Source organism: Rhodococcus sp. NPDC056516, assembly GCF_042794655.1.
In the GTDB taxonomy this organism is placed as follows: domain Bacteria; phylum Actinomycetota; class Actinomycetes; order Mycobacteriales; family Mycobacteriaceae; genus Rhodococcus_F.
On sequence record NZ_JBHTTG010000009.1, the window covers coordinates 248,842 to 274,600 of the forward strand.

Consider the following 25,759-nt stretch of genomic DNA (forward strand, 5'->3'; position numbering starts at 1 on the left):
CGCAACAACGCGGTGAAGACACCGAAATCATGAGGGCATCAAATTCACGCACGGACAAAGGTGACCGTGGTGCCGGGTAGAAGCAACGCCGGCGGGCGGCGTTCGGCATCCCACACCGACAGTTCCGTGGTTCCGATCAACCGCCAGCCGCCCGGGGAACTACGTGGGTAGACGCCTGAGAACGGGCCGGCCAATCCAACTGCCCCGGCCGGGACCTGCCTGCGCGGGTCCGATCGACGTGGAACCTCCAGCCTTGTCTCGCTGCTGGTCAGATACGCGAAGCCGGGGGCGAAACCGATGAACGCGACGGTCCACGACGCAGACGCGTGAGCGTCGATCACACCGTCGACCCCGAGTCCGGTCAGCTTGCCCACTTCTGCAAGGTCGGCGCCGTCGTAGCTGACCGGAATCTCGACGGCAGGTCCGCTCTCGTCGGCCGTCAGTTCGATCGGTACGGCACCGCGCACCCATTTCTCCACGAGTTGGTGCCCGGTGATCGTGTTGTCGTACTCGATCAAGATGGTTCGCGCCGCAGGAATCAAGTCGATCACCCCGGGGATCCGACTGGCGTCGAGGGCCCTGAAGTTGCCCAACACGTTCAGCAGTTCGTCGTACTCGACGAGGACTGCGGATTCACCGGCGGGCAGGATCGTGATCATGTGAACGGCGTGATCTCGACGTCGGAGGATTCGAGGAGTGCGCGGATCGCCGCGGCCATGTCGACGGCCGCCGGACTGTCACCGTGCACGCACACCGAGGCTGCGGCGATCTCGAGGGTGCTCCCGTCGACTGCGTCGAATACGCCGTCGACGATCATGCTGCGAACCCGTTCTGCAACAAGCGTCGGGTCGTGCAGCACCGACCCCGGTTCGGTTCGGGGGACCAGGGTGCCTTCTGCCGTGTACGCGCGATCGGCAAAAGCCTCGGCGACGATGTCGAGTCCGGCCTCGCGAGCCTCTTCCAGAAACACCGAACCCGGCAGTCCGAGAACAGGGAGCGAACTGTCGTAGGCGACGACAGCGGCGACCACGGCCCGTGCTTGCCGACGGTGATGAACTATCGCGTTGTAGAGCGCGCCGTGGGGTTTGACGTACGTGACCCGCGATCCGGCGACACGAGCCAAACCGTCGAGCGCCCCTATTTGATAAATGACGTCAGCGGTCAGGTCCTTCGGAGAGACGTCGATGAAGCGTCTGCCGAAACCGGCGAGGTCTCGGTACCCCACCTGCGCGCCGATCCGGACGCCGCGGGTGGCGGCGGATTCGCAAGTCGCCAACAGCGTCGTCGGGTCGCCCGCATGGAATCCGCAGGCGATGTTCGCGCTTGTGACAAGTTCGAGCATGGCGTCGTCGTCGCCCAGGGTCCAGGCTCCGAAGCCCTCGCCGAGGTCGCTGTTCAGATCAACGCTGTAGCCCATACCTCGATTCTAGGTAGGTATGGGCTCTCGGTGTTCAGGCGTGCGCCGGAATCCGTCCGGCATTCTTGCGGCGTGCGGATCCGAAGAGTCGGCATATCAGGTAAATCACGAACGAGACCGAGGTGACGAAACTCGAGACGGGAACGCCGGGGGCCAGCGAGAGAAGGATGCCGCCGACGGCTGCCAGTTCGGCGAACACGACGGAGAGAATCGTGGCCTTGAGCGGGCTTGCCGTGACGTACGCGGCGGCCGCTGCGGGAGTGATCAGCAGCGACATCACCAGCAGGGCGCCGACGATCTGCACGCCGAGCGCGGCGGTGATTCCGACCAACACTGCGAACACTATCGACAGTGCCCGAACCGGAACACCGCGAGCTGCAGCAACTTCGGGATCGGTGCTCGCGAAGAGCAAAGGGCGGTAGATGAATCCGAGTGTGCCGATCACGATGACCGCGCACAGCAGCAGAAGTTCGAGACCGCTGTTTCCCGGCGCCACGATCTGTCCGACCAACAACGAGAAGCTGGTTCCCGTGCGACCGTCGTACGCCCAGAGGAACAACACCGACAGGCCGAGGCCGAAAGCCATGATCACACCGATCACCGAATCCCGGTCCCGCGCTTTGGCTCCGAGTAGCCCGAACAGAACCGCGGCGACCACGGATCCGACGATGGCGCCGAAGCCGACGCCCACTCCGACAAGAAGTGCGGCGGATGCACCGGTCAGTGACAGCTCACTCGTACCGTGCACCGAGAACGACATCTGACGGCTCACGATCAGCGGCCCGATGATGCCCGCCAGCAATCCGAGGATGGCGCCGGCGATCAACGCCTGTTGGACGAAGTCGTACTGCAGTAGATCGACGGTGGCGGACACGTCGAACATCCGCGACATCGCGTCGGTGAACTTGTTACTCACTGGTGGTGATCCTCATCAGAATGGTGAACGCCTTCGCCTGGACGCAGTCCGCCGGCGCTGCCGAGCGCGTCGATGGCATCTCCGGTGCCGATCACGACGAGGCGACCACGAACCTGCAACACCTCGACGTCGGTGTTGTACAGATCCGAGAGAACCTCGGACGTCATCACTTCGGCCGGCGTCCCGATCCGGAATTTGCCGTCCACCAGATAGAGCACTCGATCCACCAACGGCAGGATCGGATTGATCTCGTGCGTCACGAACAGCACCGCCGTGTCATGGCGGCGTCGACGCTGGTCGATCAGAGTCGAGACCAGGTGCTGGTTGGCGAGGTCGAGGCTGAGCAGCGGCTCGTCGCACAGCAGGATCCGCGGGTCGCCGACCAATGCCTGAGCGATCCGCAGTCGCTGCTGCTCGCCGCCGGACATGGAGCCGATGGGAGCGTCGGCAAACGACTGGGCGCTGACCTGCGCGATGGCGTCGTCGACGATCTTGCGTCGACGACCCCGGCGCAGTAGCCCCGTGCCCCACTGGTGACCGTCGACGCCGAGGCCGACCAGGTCGCGGCCGCGGAGCGGGAGGCCGTCGTCGATCGACTTCTGCTGCGGGATGTACCCGACATGTGAGTTCCCTGCCCGCGCCGGCGTGCCGACGATCTGAGCACTACCGCCGCTGAGTTGTAGTTGGCCCAGCAGAATCTTCAGGAGTGAGGTCTTGCCAGACCCGTTCGGTCCGAGTACGGCGATGAACTCACCTGGCTGTACCTCGAGGTCGAGTCCGTCCCAGAGGGTGCGGGTGCCGAAGGACAGTCGAGCATCCTTCAGCGTCACAGCGGGCACGGTGGTACCAGAAGGCTCGGTGGTACCAGAAGGCTCGGTGGTACCAGAGGGCAAGGTGTTTCCTGAAGGCACGGAGTCACCAGAAGGCACAGGAGTATTCGCGGAAGTTTCTGTCACAAGCCGATCGGTTCTTCTCGGAAATGGTGGGGCAAAAATTACTGGGCAGAGAGGGCGTTTGCGAGCGACTCCGCGGTCTGCGTCTGCCACTGAATGTAGTCCAGGCCCTCGGGGAGAGTCTCCGTAACCTCGACGACGGGCACTCCGGCGGTTTCGGCGGTGGTGCGCATGTCCTGGGTCACTTTGTCCTGCGTCTGGATGTTGTAGACCAGTGCGCGGGCCTGCTTCTCCGAGAGGAGCTGGCGCGTTGCGGCGATTGCGGCCGGTGAAGGATCGTTGCCGTCTTCGATGGCGCTGGTGAACTCTTCGGGAGTTGCGTCCTTCAGTTCAGCTGCGACCAGGAGGTAGTGCGCGATCGGTTCGGTCTGAGCCACCGGTGCGCCCGCGTGGGCAGCGGCGATGGAATCGGTGATCGCTGTGACGCCGGCGAGCTTCTGGCTGTATGCCTTCGCGTTGTCCTCATAGGTTGCCGCGTTGTCAGGATCGAGTGCGCTCAGTTGATCGGCAACCGAATGTGCGACGGCGTCGACGGTCGGGATGTCGAACCAGACGTGTTCGTTGACTGCGCCGTGGGTGTGACCGTCATGCGATTCGCCCGCGGTTTCGCCGGCATGGATGCCGCCGTCGAGCAGGTTGTAGGCGTTGACAGTCTTCTGCTCACCCTTGCCTGCGTCGAGGACGTCGGTGATGAACTGGTCGTAGCCGCCGCCGTTGTAGACGACGAGCGATGCGTCGGTGATCTTGGCGGCGTCGGCGGGAGTCGCCTCGAACGAGTGTGGGTCCGCGGACGGCTCGTTGATGATCGACGTCACGGTCAGCTTGTCGCCTGCGACGGCCTGCGCGACGTCGCCCCACACGTTCGTCGATGCGACGACGGTGATGCCTTCGTCTTTCGAAGAGGTGGAGCTGCACGCGGTGAGCGCGAAGGCTGCGGCGACCGAGACGGCCGCGAGGGCGGTGGCGGTGCGGAATTTCGACGACGAACGCACGTGCTTTTCTCCTGAACAAAGGCTGGGCTAAATGCTATTGGAAACCGTTACCGTTACACATTAGCGCATAGTCGCTGGTAGTTCACCTTCGGTTCAGCCCCAACGCGCCGTCTGCGGGTACTACGGCTAACGTCCGTTTATGCCCCGGTCCCGTCAGCCACGCCGTCAAGCCACTTTGGCGTCGCTTGCCGCCGAGCTCAATGTGTCGAGAACTACAGTCTCGAACGCGTACAACCGACCCGATCAGCTCTCCGTCGAGCTGCGGGATCGAGTGCTCCAAGCGGCCAAGCGACGCGGATATCCCGGACCTGATCCGGTCGCCCGCTCCTTGCGAACTCGCAAAGCCGGCGCCGTCGGTCTCCTGCTCACCGAAGCACTCAGTTATTCGTTCCGTGACCCGGCCGCCATGAGCTTTCTGGCCGGTCTCTCGGAATCGTGTGAGGACGCCGGTCAGGGCTTGCTGCTCATCCCGGCCGGTCCCGGACGCGACGAGGTGGACGCGGCGGCCGTGGTCCAACAGGCGGGCGTCGACGGATTTGTCGTCTACTCGGTGGCCGACGACGATCCGTATCTCGCTGCCGTGCTCGAGCGTCACATTCCGATCGTGGTGTGCGACCAGCCGCGCGAGATTCCCGGTGCGTCCCTCGTAGGCATCGACGACCGCGCTGCCATGCGCAAGGTCGCCGACTACCTCATCGGGCTCGGCCACCGCGACATCGGCGTGCTCTGCATGAGGCTGGGGCGCGACCGGATGGACGGCGTTGTCAGCCAGGAACGGCTCAAGTCCCCGCACTTCCACGTCCAGCGTGAGCGGATCGAAGGAGTGCGCGACGCGATGGTGGCGGCGGACATGGACCCACTCTCACTCACGGTGATCGAGCGGTACGTCCACACCTCGCAGTCCGGCCACTCGGCCGCGGCGGAAGCTCTCGCGACCAACCCTGAGATCACCGCACTGGTCTGCACCACCGACGTGCTGGCCCTCGGCGCCTTGGACTGGGCGCGCTGGCAGGGAATAGATGTACCTGGCCAACTGTCGATCACCGGATTCGACGGCGTCGACGAGGCGCTGCGTGAATCACTGACAACGGTGCGCCAGCCCCAGGAAGAGAAGGGCCGGCGCGCCGGTGCGCTCCTGATGTCGCCGTCGGGATCCGGCGTTCCGATAGTCGAGATGCTCGACACCGAGCTACTGGCCGGGCGAACATCAGGTCGGATCAAGGGGTAACTGTCACAGGGGTAGGTGTCAGGGTGTAGTTGTCACGCCAGGAGTTGGGCGCAGCGCAACAATCCCAGATGGCTGTATGCCTGGGGGTGGTTGCCCAGCGAGCGTTCCGCGATGGGGTCGTACTCCTCCGCGAGCAGTCCGGTGGGACCCGCTGCCGCGACCAACTGGTCGAACAGTGCCTCTGCTTGCAGGCGTTGCCCGATCAGTAGGTAGGCCTCGACGAGCCAGGCTGCGCAGAGATGGAATCCACCTTCGATGCCGGGCAGGCCGTCGTCGTGGTGGTAGCGGTATACCGTTGAGCCGCTGCGTAGTTCAGCCTCGGTGGCTACGACGGTTGCGGCGAAGCGTGGATCCGTCGGATCGATCAGTCCCGACAGTCCGATGTGCAGAGTAGCGGCGTCGAGATCGGTACCGTCGTAGGCAGCGGTGTACGACTGGACGTCGTCCTTCCACCCCTTGTGTCGTACTTCGTCGGCGATCTGGTCACGTAGTTCCACCCACTCGGGCAGAGCCTCACGAGAAAAGCGGGCAGCAAGATCGACAGCGCGGTCGACGGTGACCCAACCCATCACCTTGGAATAGACGTGGTGGCGAGGGTTGTCGCGAATTTCCCAGATACCGTGGTCGGGTTCGAACCAGCGTCGCTGCACTGCTTCGACCATGGCGCACACCAATTCCCAGTCGCGGTCGCTCAAAGGGTCAGCAGCACCGGCCTTTTCGCGTGCATTGGCCAGTTCGACGATCAGCTCGACGATCGGGCCGAACACGTCCAGTTGAACCTGCTGATTCGCGGCGTTTCCGATGCGGACCGGCCTGGACCCGGCGTACCCGGGCAGTGAGTCGATGACGGCTTCGGGCGGTAGTGAAGTCCCGTACAGCGTATAGAGGGGATGCAGGCGCTCGGGTCCCGGCAGCGTTTCGAGCACGCGGTGGACCCAGTCGAGGTAGTTCTCGGCCTCGTCGGTGGATCCGACGCTGACGAGAGCTGTTGCGGTGAGGGCGGCGTCGCGCAACCAGCAATAGCGGTAGTCCCAGTTGCGGACTCCGCCGATCTCTTCCGGCAGAGATGTCGTAGCGGCGGCCATGATGGAACCGGAATCGGCGTGAACCAGCCCGCGCAAGGTCAGCGCAGAGCGTTTCATCAAGTCCGGCTTCAGCTTCGGCAGTTCGAGCGTCTTGGCCCAATCGGACCAGTATGCCTCCGAAGTCGCTCGGCGTTCGATCTCCGGAATCTCCGAGGGGCCGATTTCTTCTGTTCCGCAGCGCAATTCGAGGACGACGTCACCCTTGGACGGCTCGACGATGGCGTGCGCGGTCTGCTGGTTTCCGTCGGTGGCGATGTTCCACAGCACGCCGGGGGAGCGGAGCACGTATGGCTCGTTGGTGCCGAGGACCCGAATGCCCTCGTCGACGACCTCGAGGGTGACCTGACCTTGGCCGAACTCGGGACGGGGTGCAAACGAGACGATCGCGTCGGCCTGGCCGGAAATGATGCGAGTCAGGTCGGTTCGTCCCTGCGGGACGTCGTGGGGGAGGTAGTCGGTGACTGACAGGCTCGCCCAGCGGGTCTGAACGGTCATCGTGCTGTCGATGTACTTCTGGCTCAGCGGCAAGGCTGTGCGGCGAGGGCCGACCGTGAAATGGCCCGCCCCGGTTCCGCCGAGAAGGTGTGCGAAGACTGCTGCGGAATCCGGTTCCGGGTGACACAACCAGGTCAGCGTCGCATCCGGGGTCACCAAAGCGACGGTCCGCGGACTGGCGAGCATCGAGAGCCGCTCGATGGGCGGAGCGTCGGCACCGGAAAGCCACGTACGACGCTCGTCGAGCAGGAACGCCAGAGCGGCAGCGACGTCCTCGGTGCTGTCGACGCGATAGTCGGCGACAGTGTCCCCGCTGCCGACCTTGATTCCGATGTCCGGCCCCTGAAGCCTGCTGAACGCCTTTTCGTCGGTCACGTCGTCCCCGATGAAGACGGCTGCGGTAGCGCCGTCCTGGTGGCGAATCAAGTCGAGTGCGTGGCCCTTGTCGGTGGCGATGACGGCCAATTCGACCACCGATTTGCCCTCGGTGACCTGAACACCCGGCCAGAGCGCCGATTCGGTGCGAACGGCGATGAGTGCCTTCTCGGCGTCGTCGGCGCTGGTGTTGCGTACGTGCAGGGCGACGCTGGCGGGCTTCTTCTCCACCGTTGCCCCAGGGGTGTCGGCGGCGATTCGGCCCAGCTCGGTGACGATCTCGTCGAGCAGCTTCCTGGCGTCGGCGTCGATCGCGTGAACGAATCCGATGTCGAACTCGGAGCCGTGGCTGCCGACCAACTGCACTTCGGCGGGAAGTCGGGACAGCGCAGCCAGATCCTTGAGGGCGCGACCGGAGATCACGGCAGCCGTCGTCGAAGCCAGGCTGGCGAGGGAGCGGAGCGCACGCACCGTTTCCGCACGGGGATACGCCTTGTCCGGGTTGGCGACGATGGGTGCCATCGTCCCGTCGTAGTCGGAGGCTACGAGCAGACGCGGGGTGCGTGCCACGCCCGACAGTGCTCGGCGGAGTTCGATGGACAGGTCTTGTGCGCTCACCTCTTCAAATCTAGGTGATGCAGCGACTCCTGGCTCGATACGTTTCCGGCCGATCAGTGCAAAAATGACAGATGCGACAAAGGACGTCTATTCGGGTTTCCGAGTTCCGTCACCGAGCAGCAGTTCAACCGTCAATTCCAGTCGATTGGCGACATCGGTAGCCGAGGAACGTCGCGTGAGCCATGCCACCAAATTGGACAGCCACACATCGGAGATCACGCGCGCGATCGCCAACTGCTCTTCGGTTGGCTCCTCTTCGGTCATCGCTCGTGCGAAGAGGCGGTCCATCAACTGGCCCACTTGATCGACCTCGGCCGCTGCGGAGGCGTCGGCGAACATGAACGCGCGAGTCATGGCTTCGGTCAGGAGTGGATCGCGCTGCATCGCGCGGGTGATGAGGCTGAGGATCAGCTGCATCCGCTCGAGCGGGCTGGTTCCGGGTGGGATCTTGCCCTTGGAATCGATCTTCTCGAATTCGCGTGCCAGAGCGGACACCAACAGGTGAACCTTGGACGGGAAGTAGCGATAGAGCGTTCCGACTGCGACGTCGGCGCGCTCGGCCACGGCGCGCATCTGGACAGCCTCGTAGCCGCCCTTGGACGCCAAGGCGAGGGTTGCGTCGAGAATCCGCTTGCGGCGTTCGCGTTGCGCGTTGGAGCTGAGATCGTCGTCCCCGAGCGTTGCAGAAGCAACCGCGTTGGAGCGGGATCGGGATGTTGTGGTCATCGACAAATTCCTTCGCGCCTTGACTCTTGGCCAGGTGTCATATTAGAACACGTTCTAAACAATTGTGTCACTTATCGAGAGGCGGGAACCAGTTGTGACAATCGCCACGACCGATGAACAGCGAGCGGTCCAGGAATCGATAGAGGCCTGGGCTCGCTCGGCCACGCCGATGGACATGGTACGCCGTGGACCAGCAGTTTCGTGGCGGGAGAAATGGTCCGAGTTCGCGTCTCTCGGGATATTTTCGGTCGCCGTTCCCGAATCGGTAGGCGGAGCCGGGGCCGAAATCGTCGATCTCGCAGCAATGCTCGAACAGGCGGCAATCGAACTCGTGCCGGGTCCTGTTCTCACGACTGCACTCGCAGCTCTGGTGGTGGGGCGAAGTTCTTCGCCCGCTGCCAAGCGTTGGTCCGAAACGCTCGCCGACGGTGCGTTGCCGTGCGCCGTTGTATTGGACGAAAGTCCAGTTGCGGCAACGGCGAACGCGTCCGGTGGCATCGAGCTTCATGGCGAAGGAGGTTACGCCTGGGGTGGAGATTCGGGCGTATCGGTGCTCGTGTCGGCAGGCGTGCATTCCGAAGGTGACGGCTCGCGTGTCGTCTGGGCTCTCGTCGACGGCGACAGCGAAGGCGTGACCTACGACGCCGTCGACACGATCGACAAGTCGCGACCACTGGCACGGGTCTCGTTCGACCGAGTGACAGTCGACGCCGACCGAATCCTCGATGACATTGCGCCAGGATCGGTTTCCGATCTCGCGGCGGTACTGGGGGCCGCCGAAGCAGCCGGAATTGCGGCGTGGAGTCTGCGTACTGCGGTGGAGTACGCGAAGATTCGCGAACAATTCGGAAAGCCCATCGGGTCGTTCCAGGCGATCAAACACATCTGTGCCGAAATGCTGTGCCGCGTAGAGAATGCCGGAGCGGTCGCCTGGGACGCCGCGGTCGCTGCCGAGTCGGGCGACGAACTTCCGATCGCCGCAGCAGTGGCGGCCGCGGTGTCGCTGGACGCCGCAGTCGACACGGCAAAAGACTGCATTCAAGTGCTCGGCGGCATCGGATTCACCTGGGAGCACGAGGCGCACTTCTACCTTCGTCGAGCACTGTCGCTCCGGCAGATTCTGGGCGGATCGTCTCACTGGCGCGCACGCGTCGCGGAATTGACGATCGGCGGCGCACGGCGCCACCTTCAGATCGACTTGAGTGAGCTCGAATCCGACCGGTCCGAAATTCGCGAAGAGGTAGCGCAATTGGTGGCGCTGCCTGAATCCGAGCAGCGCAACGCGCTGGCCGAATCGGGCTACCTCGCACCGCACTGGCCCAAGCCGTACGGCCGGGGCGCCAAGGCCGCGCAACAAATCCTGATCGAAGAAGAGTTGGCGGCCGTCGGTATCGGCCGACCCGATCTGGTGATCGGTTGGTGGGCAGTGCCGACCATCCTCGAGCACGGCAGTGCGGAGCAGATCGAAAGATTCGCGACTCCGACGCTCAAGGGCGAGATCACGTGGTGCCAGCTCTTCAGTGAACCTGGCGCAGGTTCGGATCTTGCGGCACTGCGCACGACCGCGGAAAAGATCGACGGCGGTTGGAAGCTGAACGGCCAGAAAGTCTGGACTTCGCTTGCGCGTGAAGCTGACTGGGCCATCTGCCTCGCCAGAACCGATCGCGATGTTCCCAAGCACAAGGGCATCACGTACTTCCTACTCGACATGAAGACGGCTGGGATTCGGATCTCTCCGCTGCGTGAGATCACCGGAGACGCCCTGTTCAACGAAGTCTTCCTCGACGACGTCTTTGTCCCGGACGAGTGCGTCGTCGGCCAACTCGGTGGAGGCTGGAAGCTGGCCCGCACGACCCTCGCCAACGAGCGAGTCGCGATGAGCGGTGGCTCTTCGCTCGGCGGTGCGATGGAGGAATTGCTCGAGTTGGCAGGCGATCCCGATCCTGTGGTTGCAGACAAGCTCGGTGGGCTGATCGGAACCGCCATGGTGGGCTCACTGCTGGAATTGCGCACGACACTGCGGCAATTGGATGGTCAGGATCCGGGCCCGGCGTCGAGCGTCCGCAAGCTGGTGGGCGTGCGCCAGCGTCAGAATGTCGCGGAGTTCGCCATGGAATTGGGTGGTACTGCCGGGTGGGTGGAGGGACCGCTCTCGCGTGAGTTCCTCAACACGCGATGCCTGTCGATTGCCGGCGGAACCACCCAGATTCTGTTGACCGTCGCCGCGGAGAGAATTCTGGGCTTGGCCCGTGATTAGACGGCGTGAGTAGAGGCCTTTAGAAATGTCCACGTTGGTGATACAACTAGAACACGTTCTACATCAGAGACAGGATTGCCAGCGTGGACTTCACTCCCGATGAAACCCAGGAAGCGGTAGCCGAGGTGGCTACCGCGCTCCTTGCCCGCGAACTGGAGCCGGACGCGCTCTGGGCGGCATTCGCCGAAGCCGACCTGCTCACGTTGGCCCTGCCCGAGCGTCTGGGCGGCGAGGGACTCTCCGTCACCGACGTCGGTTCCCTCCTCGTCGAGGTTGGCCGGGCCGCCGCTCCAATTCCGGCTCTCGCAACTCTCGGCTTCGGTGTACTCCCCATAGTCGCTCTGGGGACCGACGCGCAGCAGGACGAATTGCTCACCGGAGTCGGCGCCGGACGGGTGTTCACCGCGGCACTCGGTGAGCCGGGGCAGCAGTTCCCGGCGCAGCCGTCGACCACCGCGCAGCAGTCAGGCGACTGGTATCGCGTCAGCGGGACGGTGCTTGCCGTGCCCTTCGCGGCGAGCGCACACAGAATTCTTGTGCCCACCGACGCCGGAGTGGTTCTCGTCGATCCGACGGCCGCCGGCGTCGCATTGACGCCGACTCCCAGCGCGTCCGGCAGTCCGGAGTTCGCAGTCACCATGGACGAGGCAGTCGGTGAACTTCTCGGTGCCGGCGCGGAAGCCGGCCAGACGCTGTACCGGATCGCCACGGCGAGTATCGGAGCCGTCGCCGATGGTTTGGTATCCGGCGCCGTCGATCTCACTGCGACACACGTCGGCTCGCGTGAGCAATTTGGCAAGCCGCTCGCCACGTTCCAGGCAGTCTCACAACAGATAGCCGACGCGTACGTCACCTCTCGGACCCTTCACGTCGCGGCGTTGTCGGCGTCCTGGCGCGTGTCGGAAGGCCTGGACGCCCAGTCGGACCTCGACGTCATGGCGTACTGGATCGCCCAGGAAGTTCCTGCCACGATGCAGGTGCTTCACCACTTGCACGGCGGTCTGGGTGTCGACGTCACCTATCCGCTTCATCGTTACTACTCGACGGCAAAAGACTTGGCGCGCCTGCTCGGCGGCGCTTCGCAGCGACTCGACCTCGTGGGGGCCCGGTGTTCATCGATCTGACCGACAGTCAGCGCGCATTGCAAGCTGAACTTCGACGCTACTTCTCGACGCTGATTTCGCCCGAAGAGGCCAAGATCATGCGTGTGGAGCGGCATGGCCCTACCTATCGCGAGGTCATCCGTCGAATGGGCAAGGACGGCTGGCTCGGCGTCGGCTGGCCGGTGGAGTACGGCGGACGTGGGTTCGGTGAAGTCGAGCAGCAGATTTTTGTCAACGAGGCTGTGCGGGCGGATGTCCCACTGCCTTCGGTCACTCTGCAGACCGTCGGTCCGACTCTGCAGAAGTACGGCAGCGAGGAGCAGAAGCAGAAATTCCTGCCCGCGATCCTGGCCGGTGAAGTGCACTTCGCGATCGGCTACACCGAACCGGAAGCGGGCACGGACCTTGCAGCACTGCGGACCTCGGCAGTGCGCAATGGTGACGAGTACGTCGTCAACGGCCAGAAGATCTTCACGACCGGCGGGCACGACGCGGATTACGTGTGGCTCGCCGTACGGACAGGGTCTGCCGATTCACGGCATCGCGGCATCTCCATCCTGATCATGGACACCAAAGATCCCGGTTACACCTGGACCCCGATCATCACCTGCGACGGCGCGCATCACGTCAACGCCACCTACTACGAGGACGTTCGCGTTCCGGCGAACATGCTTGTGGGTGAAGAGAATCAGGGCTGGCGCCTGATCACGACGCAGCTCAACCATGAGCGCGTCATGCTCGGCCCGGCAGGTCGTGTCGCAGGGATCTACGACCACGTCTTCGACTGGGCCAAGCGTGAAAATCTGCTTGATCACGTTGACGTACGGCGCGCGCTCGGCGAAATTCATGCGACGTACCGCCTCAACGAACTGCTCAACTGGCAAGTGGCGTCGAGTGATTCGGAGTCGGTGGATATCGCCGACGCTTCGGCAACCAAAGTGTTTGCGACCGAGCGCATCCAGCGGGTCGGTCGACTGGCGGAAGAGATCGTCGGGCGGTACGGAAATCCGATCGATCCCGAAACCGCTGATCTCATGGAGTGGCTGGACATGCAGATCAAGCGCAACCTGGTGATCACCTTCGGCGGTGGAGTCAACGAGGTGATGCGCGAACTGATTGCGACTGCCGGCCTGAAGCTTCCCCGCGTTCCGAGATAGGAAACAAACCGTGTCAGATCCCATTCTCACTGCTGCCGAGCGGGTTCGAGAGGACGGGCCAAGCGCTCCTCGCGCCGGCCGGGACCCCGTGAACCTGCCGATGATCCGCAACTGGGTCGAGGCGATCGGAGACGAGAACCCGATCTACGTCGACGAATCAGCTGCCCGCGCCGCCGGACACGACGGCATAGTCGCGCCGCCGGCGATGGCGCAGGTATGGACGATGCGCGGTCTGGGTGCGATTCGAGAAGCCGACGATCCGTTGGGCCGGATGACGGACATACTCGACGAAGCCGGATTCACGTCCGTCGTCGCGACCAACTGCGATCAGATCTACCACCGCTATCTGAAGCCGGGCGAAGAAGTCACCATCTCGTCGGTGTTGGAAGATGTTGTGGGGCCGAAGAAGACAGGTCTCGGTGAAGGTTGGTTCTTCACTACCCGCAGCTACTGGCGGGTCGGCGAAGAACTGGTCTCGGAGATGATGTTCCGGATCTTGAAGTTCGCGCCGCCAACAAGTGAGAGCCCCTCCACTGACGTTCCGGCTGACCTGGACGCATCTCGGATGCTGCGTCCGACAGCATCTCTCGACACGCAGTTCTTCTGGGACGGTGTTGCCGCACACGAGTTGCGTATCCAACTGCGTGCGGACGGTTCGGTGCAGCACCCGCCGGTGCCCGCGATCTGGAAGGACAAGTCGCAGCAGACCGACTACGTGGTCGCGTCAGGTCGGGGAACGGTCTTCAGCTTTGTCGTTCACCACGCCCCCAAGGTTCCTGGTCGGTCGTTGCCGTTTGTCGTGGCCCTGGTCGAACTGCCGGAGGGTGTGCGGATGCTCGGCGAATTGCGCGGTATCGATCCCTTGAGTGTGTCGATCGGGATGGAGGTGGAGGCGATCTACCTCGACTTCCCCGGTGACGACGAGACAGGCGGCACTCCCTGGACTCTGTACGCCTGGCAGCCGCTTTCTGTGTCTGCGGTGTCGGCTGTTTCTGCGGTGAAGGAGTGATGATGACTTCGACGACGGATATCACTGTGGGAGAGATTCTTCCGCAGCTCTCGATTTACGGCGACCCGACTTTTGTCGTCTCGGCGGCGCTCGCTACCCGAGACTTTCAAGATGTTCACCACGACCGCGACCTCGCACAGAAACGCGGCTCGAAAGACATCTTCGTCAACATCCTCACCGACACCGGCCTGGTACAGCGATTCGTGACCGATTGGGCAGGACCGCGGGCCGTACTCACGTCGATCAAACTCCGCCTCGGAGTCCCCTGGTACGCCTACGACACCTTGACGCTCTCCGGAACGGTGACCTCCTACGACGAGGATCTCGTGTCGCTCGCGGTGGTCGGCAAGAACAGCCTGGGAGATCACATCACCGCACAGGTCACACTGGCATTTCCGGCGTCGGGCTCGAATGGAGACATTGAAAACGGAGACATTGAATGAGCGCATTGTCCGGCAAGGCCGCGATCGTCGGAATCGGCGCCACTGATTTCTCGAAGGACTCCGGTCGCAGTGAACTGCGACTGGCCGCTGAGGCTGTTCAAGCCGCGTTGGACGACGCCGGTCTGACACCCGCCGACGTCGACGGTCTTACCTCGTTCACTATGGACACCAACACCGAAGTGGCAGTAGCTCGTTCGGTGGGTATCCCGAACCTCAAGTTCTTCAGCCGCATTCACTACGGAGGCGGCGCCGCTGCAGCGACGATTCAGCAGGCAGCCATGGCTGTTGCCACTGGCGTCGCGGACGTCGTCGTCGCCTATCGCGCGTTCAACGAGCGGTCGGGTGCGCGTTTCGGTCAGGTGAACTCCGGTCTTGTGGCGCAGGTCAATTCGTCGGGCACGGACAACGCTTTTTCCTACCCTCACGGATTGGGCACGCCCGCATCGTTTGTCGCGATGGTCGCGCAGCGATACATGCACGTCTACGGAGCGTCCAGCGAGGACTTCGGCCGAATCGCCGTCGCGGACCGTAAGCATGCAGCCACCAATCCGAAGGCATTCTTCTACGGAAAACCGATCACCCTCGAGGACCATCAGAACTCGCGATTCATCGCCGAACCTTTGCATCTCCTCGATTGCTGCCAGGAGTCCGACGGCGGCATCGCCATCGTCGTCACCTCGGCAGAACGAGCCAAGGATCTGAAGAACACCCCTGCCGTTATCGCAGCCGCCGCACAGGGCAGCGGGGCAGATCAATACATCATGACCAGCTACTACCGTGACGGTTTGACCGGCCTACCAGAGATGGGCCTTGTCGGCGATCAACTCTGGTCACAAAGTGGGCTGCGCCCGTCGGACATGCAGACGGCGGTCTTCTACGACCACTTCACGCCCTACGTATTGATGCAGCTCGAGGAACTCGGATTCTGTGGCAGGGGAGAAGCGAAAGACTTCATCGCCGGTGGCGCAATCGAACTCGGCGGCAAGCTTCCGATCAACACCCATGGCGGACAGCTCGGTGAGGCATACATCCACGGGATGAACGGTATCGCGGAGGGAGTTCGGCAGATCCGCGGTACTTCGGTCAACCAGGTCGACTCCGTCGAGAATGTACTGGTGACTGCGGGAACGGGCGTTCCGACATCAGGGCTTGTGCTGACTCGCTGATTGATCACGCTGATTGATCGTGGGCACGGCTTCATCAAGCGTCACGGCCTGTTGGCACCGCATCGGGGGGATCCCTTCGATGCGGTGCTGGGCTGTGTTCTGTTGTGCCTGAGGTTCGTCGTCAGGTTTTGAAGGTGGTGTTCGCCGGCCGTGGGTGCTGCCCGGGGTCGATCGAGGGTGGTGGGATGAACCAGGGTTTGTTGTCGACGCCGATCCGGATTTCCCATTTTCCGACGAACCCCGTTTTGCGGTGCATCAAGCGGTGGTGCGAGCGGCAGAGTAGGACAAGGTTGTTCATCACCGTCGGACCACCGTTCGCCCAGTGCCGGATGTGGTGTGCGTCGGTCCAGGCTGGTACGCATGTGCAGCCGGGGAAGGCGCAGCCTTTGTCGCGGGCGATCAGCGCCACTCTCTGTTCGGCGTTGACCAATCGTTTTCCGGGTTTCGCATCGAGCGGCGCGCCGTGATCGTCCAGTAGGACGGTGGACAGGAAACAATCGCAGCCGAGAAGCCTGGTCTGCGAGACCGACAGCGGCCCGAGCCATGGCATGTGTCCGACGTCGAGATCCGACGGGGACTCTTCACCATCTGAAGGCGCGGCGGCACAGTCCCGATGCTCAGCGAGATCGCGCGCGTTGATGTGTACGTTCACGTGCGGACGTTGACCGCCGTCGGTTCCGGTCTTGGCGCAGTCCAGATAGCGGCGGATCAGTTCAGTGAACCCGTCTGCCGTCCGCTTCGCCGCCGACCTGGCATCGGGAGTTCCATCGGGCGCTGGGGTCGGCATCGTCAGATTTGACAACGCCGACAGCAACATTTCGCCGGTGAGAGCGTCGAAATCCCCGCGCACCACCACCCGACCGTTCAGCGTCGAGGCGATCCGGAGCTCGTTCCGATCCACGTCTTCGGCCGGCGGAATCTCATCCGATTCGAACAACCGCTCCAAAGTCGCGATGACATGCCGCACCTTCGTCGTCGTCGCTTCCACACCCGACGCAGCCGCCAACAACAAATCGATGCAGCGAGGGAGCGCTTCCTCCGGCATGCCTTTCGGCGGGGACTCACAGAACGCGACGATCAAGACGGCGTGATCGAACGAGCAATCCCCAACATCGAACCGAGCCGCCACAGCCGGGAACGGCCGCAGCGAGGCGCCCAGGGCGGCGATCTTCTTCCCGTCCCGAACCTGCAGCATCGTGTTGGCCGCCAACCAGGAACCGACTCCGCGGGACGCGATCACCTGATCATCGGGCCGCATCGAGAGTTCGTCTACCACCGCCACCCGCACCGCTTCCAGGCGAAGAATCTCCGCACTCGCTTCGACAGCAGCAGCGCGTAACTCGGCAGCAGTCAATTGCCGCAGGCGTCCGCGTAACCCCACCGCAGAACCCGACACCACGTCTGACGACAAGACACTCATAGAATCCCCCGATCCCCACCCCCAACAATACTCGAACACACGTTCGAGTCAAGGAATATTTCGAACCCGATCTAGGATCGCTGGATGTTCACGTTGACTACGGAACGCCTTGTTCTGCGAGATTTCATGCCCGAGGATGAAGAGGCCGTCCATCAGTACGCGTCCGACCCCGCCGTCTGTAGACATGTTGATTGGGGTCCGAACACTCCCGCGATGACCAGGGCGTTCCTTACCGATGCGGCGCTCGAAGCTGCGCTCGTCGAACGTCGCTCGTTCATCCTGGCGATCACGTCGAAAGCTGACGGAGCAGTGATCGGGTCGGTAGCTGCTTGGGAAGTATCCGCCGCGCACCGTCGGGCCGAACTCGGTTTTGTCGTGAACCCGAAGTTTCAGGGGCAGGGTTATGCGTCCGAGGCAGCGCGCACGGTTCTGGAACTCGCCTGTTCCCGCCTTGGAGCGCAGCGAGTGCAGGCAACGTGTCGTCCGGAGAACTCGGCGTCGGCGTCGGTGCTCGCCAAAATCGGCATGGTGGAGGAGGGACTGATGCGGGCGCACATGGTGATCCGGGGGACCGCGGTCGATTCGCTGCTTTTTGCCGCCGTACGAGCAGAGATCACGCCACCTGACTTTGCGTGACCTTCCCCGGCCCTGGTGCGATACTCGAACCATGTTCGAGGACGCCTTGCTCATCGATGTGGCCGGTCGGCCCACCATGCAGCATCATCAGGCCTTTTCTCAGGACTGGGACCGCATCAAGGAGTGGTCCGACAACATTTACATGCCCTATACGGTGACGCCGATCGGAAGTCGGTTGAAGCCGGCTTCGGACATGTACTCGGCGGCAGTCGGCAAGATCGACGTCACCAGATTCTGTTACGGGATTCCGGTCTCCGTCGGTGAATGTTCGCCTGAAGCCGGAAACATTCTGGTCCTGACGACGATCAGGGGCAACGGTCGACATGCACTCGGACGGGGCGCTGCGGCGAATACCGGAGTGGGGGAGACCTTTGTCGCAGACTGCAGCCGGACCGACTACTTCGTCGAATTCGACGAGGATCATCTGCAGCTGAATCTCACTGTGCCGCATCAGCTTGTCGCCGATCACGCCCAACAGTGGTACGGGGTAGTTCCCGATGACCGCCTGTGGCGGCACAAGTGCACGATCGGCGGGCGTGGCTCGAGTTGGCTGGCATTGATGGACTACGTCGTTCGCGCAATTGCAGAGTCACCCGACGCGATGTCGGGTGAAAGGTTGGGTGTCAGGGTTCAAGAACTCGTCACGGCTCAGCTTCTCGACGAGTGGGCGACGCAGGCCGGGTTGCAACTCGGAGTCGACGTCGCCTCCGCCGAACCGGCCTACGTGCGATCGGCAGAGGAGTACATCGACACCTTCGCGCGCTCGGTGCCGACGGCGTCGGAGATCGCGGCTGCAGTGGGCGTCAGCGTCCGAGCGCTCACTGCGGGATTTCGACGGTACCGAGACACCACGCCGGGTCAACGACTGCGCACTCGTCGACTGGAGGGAGTACGCAGCGAACTGTTGCGTTCCGATGGGAGAACCGTCTCCGAAATCGCCAACGCCTGGGGTTACGTCAATCTGGGTATGTTTGCGGCGGCATACCGGAAACGGTTCGGGGAGCTACCTTCCGAGACTCGGAACCGGTTCTGAGGACAGCTGTTTGAACGGTCATGACGATCGGTTTACACAGTGGATGAACTGCCTTGATCCGTTGTTTCGTGTCGGAGCGTTCTGCAAGGATTGAATTCGAACGTGACAGCAATCCCACGAGCTAGGAGTACGTCATGGCAACTCGACTCAATCCGTACATCAGCTTCAACGGCAATGCCCGCGAGGCGTTGGAGTTCTACAAAGAAATCTTCGGTGGCACGCTGGCGCTGAGCACGTTCGGTGAATTCGGCAATCCCGGTGAAGGCGGCGACAAGATCATGCACGGAATGCTCGAAACCGATCAGGGATACACCCTGATGGGTGCCGACACTCCGCCCGGCATGCCGTACAACCCCGGCGACAACATCACGGTCAGCCTCAGCGGCGACGACGGTGACGTGCTGCGCGGGTACTGGGAGCAGTTGTCGGGAACGGGAACGGTGAGCGTTCCACTCGAGAAGCAGATGTGGGGCGACGAATTCGGCGCCTGTACAGACAAATTCGGCATTTCCTGGCTGGTGAATATCGGAGCGCCCCAGAGCTGACTCCAGGCTCTGCCCGGTTCTGCCGAAACGAGACAGTTTTCCTGCCGTTTCGAGGCAGAACCGGGTATGTGATCGCCGTTACATTCTGTTCGACAAGACAAGTTGCGAGTCGGATGGAGAAATGCAGTGACGATCGAAGATATTGCGCGGAAACCTCTTTCGAAGCCCCGCCTCGACGACGTGCTGGCGCGAGCAACTCAGGGGGCTGACCGTGTCCCGGGTGTCGTCGCGATGATCACGGATCGAGAAGGCAACATCTACGAGGGTACAGCCGGTGAGCGGACTCTCGGTCACGGCGAACCGATGACCCTAGATACAACTTTTGCGCTCTTCTCCACGACCAAGGCGATCACCGGTACCGCTGTCCTGCAATGTGTGGAGGAGGGGTTGCTCGATCTCGATGCGCCCGCTGCGACCTATATTCCCGAAGTTGGTGAGCTGAAGGTCCTGGACGGTTTCGATGCCGGCGGAAACCCTGTTCTTCGGGAACCCAAGCGAGACATCACCACTCGAATGCTGCTCCTTCACACTGCAGGGTTCGGCTACGACTTCTTCAACGAGTCCTACAACCGGCTCTCGCAGGAGCACGGGCAGCCCAGCGTGATCACGTGTAGCAAAGCCGCGCTCACGACGCCGCTGCTCTTCGATCCGGGTGAGAAGTGGGAGTACGGCACCAACATCGACTGGGCAGGTCAGGTCGTCGAGTCGATCCGAGGTCAGCGGCTCGGCGATGTCATGCGCGAGCGCATCTTCGAACCTCTCGAGATGGCGGATACGGCATTCACGATGAGCCCGTCGATGAAGGATCGACTTGCGCCGATCCATCAGCGTGAGAGCGACGGAAGCCTCACTCCGCTCATAGGATTCGAGCTTCCGGCTGAGCCCGAGGTGCACATGGGTGGTCACGGTTTGCACGGCACTGTCGGTGACTACATGAAGTTCATCCGTATGTGGCTGAACGACGGCGCGGGTACTGCGGGCCGCGTGTTGGCGCCGGAGACGGTCGCTGCAGCCGTACGGAACGGACTCGAAGGCCAGCACGTCGGGTTGTTGCCCGGAGTTCTTCCGACACTGTCCAACGATGCGGAATTCTTCCCCGGTGTACCCAAGGGATGGGCATACTCCTTCATGACAAATGAAGAGGTGGCACCCACCGGTAGGCCGGCCGGATCGCTGGCTTGGGCGGGTCTTGCCAACCTCTATTACTGGATCGACCGGCAGACCGGCGTCGGCGGGTTCTGGGCAACGCAGATTCTGCCGTTCGCGGACGCTGGATCCATCAACGGATACCTGGAATTCGAGACCGCCGTTTACCGATGATCGGCTAGATTCCCGCTGTCCGGGATCGACTGTTTCTTTCGGGTGGGTTCGGAGTACGCATGCAGTACAGCGCACGCTGGCATACGACGAACTAGGAGACGGCATGAACAGCCTCGAAGGCAGCTTCGAAGGAAAAGTTGCACTGATCACCGGTGCCGCACGCGGTCAGGGGCGCGCCCACGCTATCGCATTCGCGGAGCGTGGCGCCGACATCGTGATCTGCGATCGGTGCGAGAACAGTGATGTCGTCGCCTACCCCCTCGCAACTGAGGAGGACCTGAAGGAAACCGTTCGGTTGGTGGAAGCCACGGGCCGCCGGTGTATTGCCGTTAAGGCTGACACAGCCGATCGGGAGGCGATGGATGCGCTGGTTGCCCGCGCTGAAGCCGAGTTCGGCCATGTCGACATCGCCGTCGCGAACGCCGGCGTGTCCGTGCCCGCTCCGATCACGTCGATGACGTCGGCACAGTGGAACGAGGTCATCTCGTCGAACCTGACCGGTGTGTTCAATACCGTGGCAGCAGTGTCGGGCGGGATGGCGGAACGTGGTTACGGTCGCATCATCACGATCTCCTCGATGATGGGTCGATCCGGTGGCACCCAGATGGCGGCGTACGGCGCCTCCAAGTGGGGCGTCATCGGTTTGACGAAGAGTGTGTCACTCGAACTGGCCAACTCGGGTGTGACCGTGAATGCTATTGCACCGGGCAATATCTCGACGCCGATGATTCACAACGACATGATGTACGCAATGATGCGGCCGGACCTGGAATCGCCTACGGCAGACGACGTCGAACCTGTGTACGCAACCTTGCACGCGCAGCCGATCGGTTGGCTGGATCCCTTCGAGGTCACCCGAGTCGTCCTGTTCCTCGCCGCAGACGCGAGTGCCCACATGAGTGGCATCGTGGTTCCTGTCGACGCCGGAGTAGCCGCTCGCTCGAACGCTTGACGGACAAGACTGTTCGCGCGAAAGCGCGGACCGGGTGGGTCGTCGGCGTCCTGAGTCTGAGCGGTGTGGTGGTCGCGCTGCAACAGACCTTGGTGGTGCCGGTCCTGCCTGCGTTCGCGACGGCATCGGGAGTATCGTCGTCCACCGCTTCCTGGCTGGTGACCTCGACACTGCTGACCGGTGCCGTCGCGACCCCTCTCATCGGCCGACTCGCCGACATGTTCGGCAAGCGCGCGATGATGCTCGTCTGTCTTGCCGTGATGATCGTCGGCTGCGTGGTTGCTGCGCTCAGCCAGAGTTTCTGGCTACTGATCCTCGGTCGCTCGTTGCAGGGCTTCGCGACGGCGCTTCTGCCCGTCGGAATCAGCATCATGCGCGATGTCCTTTCCCCGGAAAAGCTCAGTGGTGCAGTTGCTCTCATGAGCGCAACGCTGGGTATCGGCGGAATGTTCGGCATGCCGATGGCGGGGGTGATCTCGGCGCATTGGGGATTATCCGCGCTTTTCTGGGTCACCGGCGGGTTCGGGGTTGTACTGGTAGTCGTCTTGCCGCTGGTGGTGCCGGAATCGGCTGTGAAAAGTCGAGGACGCTTCGACTTTCTGGGAGCCGCAGTCCTCACATTCGCCATGACTGCACTGCTGCTGGCCGTTTCGAAGGGAACCGAATGGGGCTGGGGAAGCCTCCAGATTCTCGTTCTGCTCGCGTCCGGAGTTGTCTTGCTCTGTGGATGGATTCCGTGGGAACTGCACACGCCGGCACCGTTGGTAGATCTGCGGACTTCCCTTCGCGCCCCGATTCTCGTCTCGAACGTCTGCGCGGTGTTACTCGGATTTGCCATGTTCATCAGTGCATTGGCGGCAACGCAGGAACTTCAGTTGCCCCTGGCGTCGGCTGACGGTCTCGGACTCTCAGCCGCCGAAGCGGGATTGGCGATGATGCCGGGCGGAGTTCTGATGATCGGGTTGGCGCCGGTGTCGTCGAAGGTGACGAGGCGATGGGGAGCGAAGGCCACGTTGGCGTCAGGTGCGATCGTCATTGCAATCGGATACGTCTTGCGTGTGCTGTTGACGCCGACGTTGGTCAATATCGTGATCGGCGCTGCCGTGGTGTCCGCCGGTGTTGCATTTTCCCTGGCAGCCATGCCGACGCTGATCACCGAATCTGCACCGATCCATCAGACTGCGTCGGCCAACGGATTCAACAGCTTGCTCCGCTCGGTCGGTACCTCCACCGGAAGCGCTGTTGCGGCAGCGGTATTGGCCAGTTCGACGGTGGTGATCGGTGCGACCGCTGTACCGACCCTGCATTCGTTCGCGGTTTTGTACTGGATCGGAGCGGGTGTATCGGCATTGGCCGCAGCCGTGACGTTGGCAGTGAGAGTGGATCGGACGGGTGCGGTATCTGTGTCCGAGTTGCCTACTGCAGCAGAAACCGACGGCGTAACGAGGATCGGGTGAGCCGAGGGACTCACCCGATCCTCGTCACCGCTATCTCCTACTGGAATCGACCAGGTACTCGAGATTCTGGTTGTACGGTGTGGCCGTTACCGCAGCGTGAGAACTCACCCGGGACACCTCGGTCGAGCCGCGAACGACTGTGGCTTTGACAGCGCCTACCTTCAACGGTGCGATGCAGCTGCTCATCCCGGCCGGAGCATTGCAGGTGGTTGTTGTGGTTCCGATCGTTACTTTGACGACTGCGGGAGCCGTCAAGAAGGTGAGAACCTCAACGGTATCGCGAGCGGGAGATGACCATTGGCGCAGTGTCATAGGGGCGGCAGAACGGTTGGTGGGGACCGCGGAGACCGACTGATTGCGATAGATGAGATAGGCGGTGTCGCGAACTATCGCGGGTGAGGCGCCGGTGCGGAAGCTGTACAACCCGTAGGAACTCATGTCGAGCAACGCGCGTCCATGACCGGCACTGGGCGCGAACGACGTTCCCTCGCTGTAGTCGTTCCAGGTGACGAGCTGTACCCATTCGCTGTTGGACGCAATCGCGATCTGCCACATGTTCTGCAGATTCTGTGAATTCTGTGCCTCGGCGAAACCGGCGAGGTGATTGCGGCCCGTCAACTGACGAAATTTCCTGGAATGTGTCGGCCTCCTGGGTCACACTGGGGAACGGACTACCGACGGATTACCGATGCGGGAGGGCTCATGACCGAAGCGATTGTGGCCGAGGGGCTGGTCAAGAAGTACGGCGACGTCACGGCATTGGACGGCATCGACCTGGAAGTGCGCGAGGGTTCGGTGATGGCTTTGTTGGGACCCAACGGCGCCGGAAAAACCACTGCGGTAAGGATATTCACGACGCTGCTCATTCCGGACGGTGGACGCGCCAAGGTTGCCGGGCTGGACGTGGTCGAGGATGCGCGGGCGTTGCGATCCAAGATCGGTGCTTCGGGTCAGTACGCCGCGGTCGACGAGTACCTGACGGGCTACGAGAATCTGGACATGGTCGGGCGGCTGTATCACCTCGGCGCCCGAAGCAGTAAGGCCCGAGCGCGTGAATTGCTCGAGCAGTTCGATCTCGTCGAGGCTGGAGATCGGCCGGTCAAGGGCTATTCCGGCGGAATGCGGCGACGTCTCGATCTCGCCGGCGCATTGGTTGCTCGGCCGCAGGTGTTGTTTCTCGACGAGCCGACCACCGGCCTCGATCCTCGGGCGCGACTCGGTCTCTGGGACGTCATCGAAGGGTTGGTGGCTCAGGGGACCACGCTGTTGCTCACGACGCAATACATGGAGGAAGCCGAGAGGTTGGCCGACCAGATCGCCGTCATCGACCGCGGCTCGGTCATCGCGCGCGGTACTGCAGACCAGTTGAAGGCGCGGGTCGGGGGTGAGCGCATTGAACTGAGTGTGCACGAGGTCGAGCATCTCGACATCGTCCGCGAGGAATTGCGCTCGCTTGCCGTGGGGGACATTCAGGTTCAAGAGAATGTCCGTCGCGTCACCGTTCCTGTCGACGACGGCACCGACGCGTTGGTCGCGGCGCTGAATCTTCTGTCGGCACGAGGCATCCGCGTATTCGACGTCGGCCTGCGCAGACCCACTCTCGACGATGTCTTCCTCACACTGACCGGGCACCAGGCTGAACTGGAGGATCAGAAATGACCGTGCAGATGGCGCTCGAAGACGGTTTGACCATCGCCAGGCGAAACTTGATCAAGATCAAGCGCGTTCCGGATCTGCTGGTGTTCACCACTTTGTCGCCAATCATGTTCGTGCTCTTGTTCGCGTATGTGTTCGGCAGTGCGATCTCCGTCCCGGGCACGTCGTATCGAGAATTCCTGATCGCCGGAATCTTCACGCAGACGGTCATATTCGGTGCTACCTGGACTGGTTTGGGGATGGTCGAAGACATTCAGAAAGGAATCATCGACAGATTTCGATCGCTGCCCATGGCTCCGTCTGCCGTGCTGACCGGCCGAACATCGAGTGACGTGTTGATCAACGTCATCAGTTTGGTGGTCATGTCGTTGACCGGTCTTCTGGTCGGGTGGCGGATTCACTCCAGTTTCCTCGAAGCGGTGGCGGGTTATGCGCTGCTTCTGTTCTTCGCGTACGCGTTGTCGTGGGTCATGGCTGTTGTCGGGCTTTGGATCCGGACACCGGAGGTATTCAACAACGCGAGCTTCATCGTCATCTTTCCGCTGTCGTTCATCGCGAACACTTTTGTCGAGACCACCAATCTTCCCGGCCCGCTCAAAGTGATCGCCGAATGGAATCCGGTGTCGGCGGTTACTCAGGCGGTGCGTGAATTGTTCGGCAATACCAATCCTGCGATGACGGTTCCGGATGCGTGGCCGCTGCAGAACCCGGTCATCGCGTCGTTGTTGTGGACTTTCGGTTTGCTGATCGTCTTCGTACCGTTCGCTATTCGTCGCTATCAGAAGGCAGTCAGCCGCTGA

24 protein-coding genes are annotated in these 25,759 nt (G+C 62.4%); 15 read left to right on the plus strand and 9 right to left on the minus strand.

Features of this window, described 5'->3' with window-relative positions:
- Positions 1 to 44 precede the first annotated feature (44 nt).
- The 5 genes from pxpB to ACFQ6Y_RS26655 form a co-directional block, all read right to left on the minus strand.
- Positions 45 to 659: a 5-oxoprolinase subunit PxpB gene (gene pxpB / locus ACFQ6Y_RS26635; RefSeq protein WP_378639224.1), complete on the minus strand. Its 615-nt coding sequence runs from the start codon at positions 657 to 659 to the stop codon at positions 45 to 47.
- Complete coding sequence (locus ACFQ6Y_RS26640; RefSeq protein WP_378546379.1) at positions 656 to 1,417, minus strand: LamB/YcsF family protein; 762 nt, start codon at positions 1,415 to 1,417, stop codon at positions 656 to 658. Before ACFQ6Y_RS26640 ends, pxpB begins: the two co-directional genes overlap by 4 nt.
- Before the next feature lie 34 nt (positions 1,418 to 1,451).
- Positions 1,452 to 2,333: a metal ABC transporter permease gene (locus ACFQ6Y_RS26645; RefSeq protein ID WP_003945811.1), complete on the minus strand. Its 882-nt coding sequence runs from the start codon at positions 2,331 to 2,333 to the stop codon at positions 1,452 to 1,454.
- On the minus strand, positions 2,330 to 3,172 hold the full coding sequence (locus tag ACFQ6Y_RS26650) for a metal ABC transporter ATP-binding protein (protein WP_378639227.1): 843 nt from the start codon (positions 3,170 to 3,172) through the stop codon (positions 2,330 to 2,332). Before ACFQ6Y_RS26650 ends, ACFQ6Y_RS26645 begins: the two co-directional genes overlap by 4 nt.
- Positions 3,173 to 3,327: 155 nt before the next feature.
- The gene (locus tag ACFQ6Y_RS26655) at positions 3,328 to 4,278 is read right to left on the minus strand and encodes a metal ABC transporter solute-binding protein, Zn/Mn family (protein ID WP_317551632.1); all 951 of its coding nucleotides are present in this window, start codon (positions 4,276 to 4,278) and stop codon (positions 3,328 to 3,330) included.
- A gap of 139 nt (positions 4,279 to 4,417) precedes the next feature.
- On the opposite strand from ACFQ6Y_RS26655, the gene ACFQ6Y_RS26660 reads away from it, so the two are divergent.
- The gene (locus ACFQ6Y_RS26660; protein WP_003945452.1) at positions 4,418 to 5,506 is read left to right on the plus strand and encodes a LacI family DNA-binding transcriptional regulator; all 1,089 of its coding nucleotides are present in this window, start codon (positions 4,418 to 4,420) and stop codon (positions 5,504 to 5,506) included.
- Positions 5,507 to 5,538: 32 nt separating this feature from the next.
- On the opposite strand, the gene otsB is transcribed toward ACFQ6Y_RS26660, so the two are convergent.
- Together otsB and kstR are read right to left on the minus strand one after the other, a co-directional pair.
- Entirely contained in the window at positions 5,539 to 8,079 is a 2,541-nt protein-coding gene (gene otsB / locus ACFQ6Y_RS26665) for a trehalose-phosphatase (protein WP_378534998.1), read from the minus strand.
- A gap of 87 nt (positions 8,080 to 8,166) precedes the next feature.
- Positions 8,167 to 8,805 (minus strand): cholesterol catabolism transcriptional regulator KstR, encoded by a 639-nt coding sequence (gene kstR, locus ACFQ6Y_RS26670; RefSeq protein ID WP_003945752.1) that lies wholly within the window; start codon positions 8,803 to 8,805, stop codon positions 8,167 to 8,169.
- A 94-nt stretch (positions 8,806 to 8,899) separates the two neighbouring features.
- Here kstR and ACFQ6Y_RS26675 point away from each other — a divergent pair, with 94 nt between their 5' ends.
- From ACFQ6Y_RS26675 to ACFQ6Y_RS26700, 6 genes are all read left to right on the plus strand, one after another.
- Positions 8,900 to 11,062 (plus strand): acyl-CoA dehydrogenase, encoded by a 2,163-nt coding sequence (locus tag ACFQ6Y_RS26675; protein ID WP_378639232.1) that lies wholly within the window; start codon positions 8,900 to 8,902, stop codon positions 11,060 to 11,062.
- An 83-nt stretch (positions 11,063 to 11,145) separates the two neighbouring features.
- Positions 11,146 to 12,186 (plus strand): acyl-CoA dehydrogenase family protein, encoded by a 1,041-nt coding sequence (locus tag ACFQ6Y_RS26680; protein ID WP_378639235.1) that lies wholly within the window; start codon positions 11,146 to 11,148, stop codon positions 12,184 to 12,186.
- A complete protein-coding gene (locus ACFQ6Y_RS26685) occupies positions 12,171 to 13,322 on the plus strand; it encodes an acyl-CoA dehydrogenase family protein (RefSeq protein ID WP_378639238.1) in 1,152 nt (383 codons plus the stop codon). Before ACFQ6Y_RS26680 ends, ACFQ6Y_RS26685 begins: the two co-directional genes overlap by 16 nt.
- A 10-nt stretch (positions 13,323 to 13,332) precedes the next feature.
- A complete protein-coding gene (locus ACFQ6Y_RS26690; protein WP_378639241.1) occupies positions 13,333 to 14,331 on the plus strand; it encodes a bifunctional MaoC family dehydratase N-terminal/OB-fold nucleic acid binding domain-containing protein in 999 nt (332 codons plus the stop codon).
- Between the two features lie 2 nt (positions 14,332 to 14,333).
- The gene (locus ACFQ6Y_RS26695; protein ID WP_378535008.1) at positions 14,334 to 14,774 is read left to right on the plus strand and encodes a MaoC family dehydratase; all 441 of its coding nucleotides are present in this window, start codon (positions 14,334 to 14,336) and stop codon (positions 14,772 to 14,774) included.
- Positions 14,771 to 15,940 (plus strand): lipid-transfer protein, encoded by a 1,170-nt coding sequence (locus ACFQ6Y_RS26700; protein WP_317551625.1) that lies wholly within the window; start codon positions 14,771 to 14,773, stop codon positions 15,938 to 15,940. The genes ACFQ6Y_RS26695 and ACFQ6Y_RS26700 overlap by 4 nt, the downstream gene beginning before the upstream one ends.
- A gap of 121 nt (positions 15,941 to 16,061) precedes the next feature.
- On the opposite strand, the gene ACFQ6Y_RS26705 is transcribed toward ACFQ6Y_RS26700, so the two are convergent.
- A complete protein-coding gene (locus ACFQ6Y_RS26705; protein ID WP_378639245.1) occupies positions 16,062 to 17,360 on the minus strand; it encodes a DUF222 domain-containing protein in 1,299 nt (432 codons plus the stop codon).
- An 84-nt stretch (positions 17,361 to 17,444) separates the two neighbouring features.
- Here ACFQ6Y_RS26705 and ACFQ6Y_RS26710 point away from each other — a divergent pair, with 84 nt between their 5' ends.
- From ACFQ6Y_RS26710 to ACFQ6Y_RS26735, 6 genes are all read left to right on the plus strand, one after another.
- Complete coding sequence (locus ACFQ6Y_RS26710; RefSeq protein ID WP_378639249.1) at positions 17,445 to 17,996, plus strand: GNAT family N-acetyltransferase; 552 nt, start codon at positions 17,445 to 17,447, stop codon at positions 17,994 to 17,996.
- Between the two features lie 31 nt (positions 17,997 to 18,027).
- Positions 18,028 to 19,029, plus strand: a complete 1,002-nt coding sequence (locus tag ACFQ6Y_RS26715; RefSeq protein ID WP_378448229.1) for a helix-turn-helix domain-containing protein — start codon at positions 18,028 to 18,030, stop codon at positions 19,027 to 19,029.
- 134 nt (positions 19,030 to 19,163) lie between these two features.
- Positions 19,164 to 19,574, plus strand: coding sequence for a VOC family protein (locus ACFQ6Y_RS26720; RefSeq protein WP_047269632.1), 411 nt, complete (start codon positions 19,164 to 19,166; stop codon positions 19,572 to 19,574).
- A 180-nt stretch (positions 19,575 to 19,754) separates the two neighbouring features.
- Positions 19,755 to 20,894 carry a serine hydrolase domain-containing protein gene (locus tag ACFQ6Y_RS26725; protein WP_378639597.1) on the plus strand — a complete coding sequence of 380 codons (1,140 nt, stop codon included), beginning with the start codon at positions 19,755 to 19,757 and terminating at the stop codon, positions 20,892 to 20,894.
- A gap of 103 nt (positions 20,895 to 20,997) precedes the next feature.
- Positions 20,998 to 21,846 (plus strand): mycofactocin-coupled SDR family oxidoreductase, encoded by an 849-nt coding sequence (locus tag ACFQ6Y_RS26730; RefSeq protein WP_378546400.1) that lies wholly within the window; start codon positions 20,998 to 21,000, stop codon positions 21,844 to 21,846.
- Complete coding sequence (locus ACFQ6Y_RS26735) at positions 21,843 to 23,303, plus strand: MFS transporter (protein WP_378639253.1); 1,461 nt, start codon at positions 21,843 to 21,845, stop codon at positions 23,301 to 23,303. The genes ACFQ6Y_RS26730 and ACFQ6Y_RS26735 overlap by 4 nt, the downstream gene beginning before the upstream one ends.
- A gap of 30 nt (positions 23,304 to 23,333) precedes the next feature.
- Here the strand turns inward: ACFQ6Y_RS26735 and ACFQ6Y_RS26740 are convergent, their stop codons facing one another.
- The gene (locus tag ACFQ6Y_RS26740) at positions 23,334 to 23,921 is read right to left on the minus strand and encodes an endo-1,3-alpha-glucanase family glycosylhydrolase (RefSeq protein WP_378639256.1); all 588 of its coding nucleotides are present in this window, start codon (positions 23,919 to 23,921) and stop codon (positions 23,334 to 23,336) included.
- A gap of 84 nt (positions 23,922 to 24,005) precedes the next feature.
- On the opposite strand from ACFQ6Y_RS26740, the gene ACFQ6Y_RS26745 reads away from it, so the two are divergent.
- On the plus strand, positions 24,006 to 24,962 hold the full coding sequence (locus tag ACFQ6Y_RS26745) for a daunorubicin resistance protein DrrA family ABC transporter ATP-binding protein (protein WP_003945489.1): 957 nt from the start codon (positions 24,006 to 24,008) through the stop codon (positions 24,960 to 24,962).
- Entirely contained in the window at positions 24,959 to 25,759 is an 801-nt protein-coding gene (locus ACFQ6Y_RS26750) for an ABC transporter permease (RefSeq protein ID WP_003945537.1), read from the plus strand. The genes ACFQ6Y_RS26745 and ACFQ6Y_RS26750 overlap by 4 nt, the downstream gene beginning before the upstream one ends.